This window comes from Thermodesulfobacteriota bacterium (genome assembly GCA_040756475.1).
In the GTDB taxonomy this organism is placed as follows: Bacteria; Desulfobacterota; Deferrisomatia; order Deferrisomatales; family JACRMM01; genus JBFLZB01.
Genome location: JBFLZB010000330.1, coordinates 1 through 2,610, shown reverse-complemented (window position 1 = coordinate 2,610; position 2,610 = coordinate 1). Strand labels below are relative to the sequence as shown.

General features: G+C 70.9%; 3 protein-coding genes. 1 reads left to right on the top strand and 2 read right to left on the bottom strand.

Annotated elements, in window-relative coordinates; translation table 11 throughout:
- Positions 1 to 71: 71 nt before the first annotated feature.
- Together AB1578_23315 and AB1578_23310 are read right to left on the bottom strand one after the other, a co-directional pair.
- Positions 72 to 1,064 carry a methyltransferase gene (locus tag AB1578_23315; protein MEW6490828.1) on the bottom strand — a complete coding sequence of 331 codons (993 nt, stop codon included), beginning with the start codon at positions 1,062 to 1,064 and terminating at the stop codon, positions 72 to 74.
- Positions 1,065 to 1,146: 82 nt separating this feature from the next.
- Positions 1,147 to 1,353 (bottom strand): hypothetical protein, encoded by a 207-nt coding sequence (locus tag AB1578_23310; protein ID MEW6490827.1) that lies wholly within the window; start codon positions 1,351 to 1,353, stop codon positions 1,147 to 1,149.
- 143 nt (positions 1,354 to 1,496) lie between these two features.
- Between AB1578_23310 and galE the strand changes: the two genes are divergently transcribed.
- Positions 1,497 to 2,510 (top strand): UDP-glucose 4-epimerase GalE, encoded by a 1,014-nt coding sequence (galE, locus tag AB1578_23305; protein MEW6490826.1) that lies wholly within the window; start codon positions 1,497 to 1,499, stop codon positions 2,508 to 2,510.
- Positions 2,511 to 2,610: the final 100 nt, after the last annotated feature.

The window sequence follows — 2,610 nt, the reverse complement described above, 5'->3', positions numbered from 1 at the left end:
AGAGGGGATCGAAGGGGGGGATTTCTGTATAGGCGCCCGTGAGCCCATGATTCCGTGACCTCGGGCCCGCCTCAGGTCCGGGGCCGCCTCCCCAGCAGGACCCGGGCGGGCCCCCCGTACTCCATGCGCTGCTGGGGCTCGATGCCGGCTGCCCGCATCCACCCCTCCACCTCCTCGAAGCTGTAGGTGCGGCCCCGCTCCGTGGCGACGAGCATGTGGACGCCGAAGAGGGAAGCGGTGGGGGGGCGGGTGCGGTCGGGCTCGAGGAAGTGGTCGTGCACCGCCACCACGCCGCCCGGGAGGAGGGCCGCGGCCATCCTCCCCAGGAGGGCCTGGACCTCTTCCTCTCCCAGCATGTGGACGATCTGGCTCGCCCAGACGAAGTCGTACCCCTCCCCCAGGGGGCTCGTGAGGAAATCCCCCTCCAGGAATGAAATCCGTTCGGCCCCCGGCTTGTCCCCCAGGAACTCGCGGGCGATCTGCGACGTGGGCCCCAGGTCGAAGTGGACCGCTTCGAGCCCGGGCCAGCGCTGGACGAAGGCCAGGGCATAGTTTCCGGGTCCGCCGCCCACGTCCAGCACCCGGGCGCAGCCCTCGAGGGGCAGGCGCTCGGCGAGCCGTGGGGCGAGATCCCGGGTCAGGTTCTCCATGCCCAGGATGAAGTGGCGCATCCCTTCCGGCGTGGAGGGGAGCTGCTGGGTCTTGCGGCGCAGGGCGGGGTGCCCGGTCTTCCAGGTCTGCCCGAGCTCGTTCCAGTCCTCCCACGTGTTGTGGAGGTGCCGGAGGATCTCGCCCCGGTACTCCGGGGAGCCGCGAGAGAGGAACCGCCGGGCGGGTTCGGCGTTGCGGTACCCTCCCTCGCCCAACTCCAGCAGCCCCTGGCCCACCAGAGCGTCGAGTACCAGCCGGGTGGCGCGGGAGTCGAGGCCGAAGCGCTGGGCAACCTCGGCGGCTTCGAGCGCCCCGTGGTCCAGGAGGTCGAAGACCCCCACGTCGAGCGCTTCGAGCAGGAGCTTCGCCGGCTGGAACCCGACGGCGATCGAGCGCAGGTCTTCGAAGGTCATGGGGGGCCTCCTGGGGACAGGGGACGAAGGCTTCCAGTCTATCAACGGCAGGGCCGGGGGCAACCCCGGGCCGGAACCGGGCTTATCCGCGCTGGAAGAAGACCTTGGCGGCCAGCAGCGCCAGGGGCGCCCCGTGGAGGAAGAGGTCGAAGATGTCGAGGGGACGGCGGAGATCCCCGGCAAAGAGCATCTGGAGCTTTTCCAGCAGGTGGGGCTTGGGGTAGAAGGGGGCCAGGGCTAGGGCGATGGCCACGGGAACGAGGACGGAGTAGGGGATCGCATCGAGCATGGGGAGCGCTCCGGGTCGAGGTTTCCCCTTGGATGCGCGGGCGCAGGGCGGGTTTCGGGCACCCCCGGGGTGTGCGCCGCCTGCCCCGGGGCGCGCGGCACGCGTGGGGCTCTCCGGGGCAAGCCCGGAGCGAGGAGGCTCGGATGAGGGTTCTGGTGACGGGGGGAGCGGGGTACATCGGGAGCCACACGTGTCTGGAGCTCCTCCAGGCAGGGTGGGAGGTGGCGGTTGCCGACAATCTCTCCAACAGCCGGGAAGAGGCGCTTCGCCGGGTGGAGGAACTGGCGGGCAGGAGCCTGGACTTCCACCGGGTCGACCTGCGGGACCGGGAGGGCCTGAACCGGATCTTCCGCGGGGGCCGCTTCGACGCCGTGGTCCACTTCGCCGGGCTCAAGGCGGTGGGAGAGTCCGTGGAGATGCCGCTTCGCTACTATCACAACAACGTCACGGGCACGCTGGTGCTGTGCGAGGTCATGGCCGAGCACGGGGTTCGCGCCCTGGTCTTCAGCTCCTCGGCCACCGTGTACGGGGACCCTGCGTCGGTGCCGATCCGGGAGGACTTCTCCCTCTCGGCCACCAACCCCTATGGCCGCTCCAAGCTGATGATCGAGGAGATCCTGGGCGACCTCCACCGGGCCGACCCCGCGTGGCGCATCGCGCTGCTTCGGTACTTCAACCCCGTGGGGGCGCACCCGAGCGGCCGCATCGGGGAAGACCCCAACGGCGTTCCCAACAACCTCCTCCCCTACGTGACCCAGGTGGCGGTGGGAAAGCTCAAGGAGCTGCGGGTGTTCGGAGGCGACTACCCCACTCCGGACGGGACGGGGGTGCGCGACTACATCCACGTGGTGGACCTGGCCGTGGGCCACCTCAAGGCCCTGGACAAGCTGCGGGAGACCTCCGGGGTGGGGATCTGGAACCTGGGCACGGGCCGGGGCCACAGCGTGCTGGAGATGGTGGCCGCGGTGGAGAAGGCCTCGGGGCGCCCCATCCCCTACCGGGTGGTGGACCGAAGGCCCGGCGACGTGGCCTCCTGCTGGGCCGACCCCGGCAAGGCCCGGCGAGAGCTCGGGTGGACGGCCGCCCGAACCCTGGAGGAGATGGCCGCCGACGCCTGGCGGTGGCAGCAGGCCAACCCGGAGGGGTATGGGGAGTGAGAACGTGCCGGGTGCCGGGTGCCGCGTGACCCTGGCCCCTGACCCCTGGCCCCTGACCCCTGACCCCTGACCCCTGACCCCTGACCCCTAGCCCCTGACC

What these genes read in the sequence shown, in the direction of transcription:
- AB1578_23315 (MEW6490828.1), bottom strand. Translation starts at nt 1,064, where the DNA reads ATGACCTTCGAAGACCTGCGCTCGATCGCCGTCGGGTTCCAGCCGGCG.
- AB1578_23310 (MEW6490827.1), bottom strand. Translation starts at nt 1,353, where the DNA reads ATGCTCGATGCGATCCCCTACTCCGTCCTCGTTCCCGTGGCCATCGCC.
- galE (MEW6490826.1), top strand. Translation starts at nt 1,497, where the DNA reads ATGAGGGTTCTGGTGACGGGGGGAGCGGGGTACATCGGGAGCCACACG.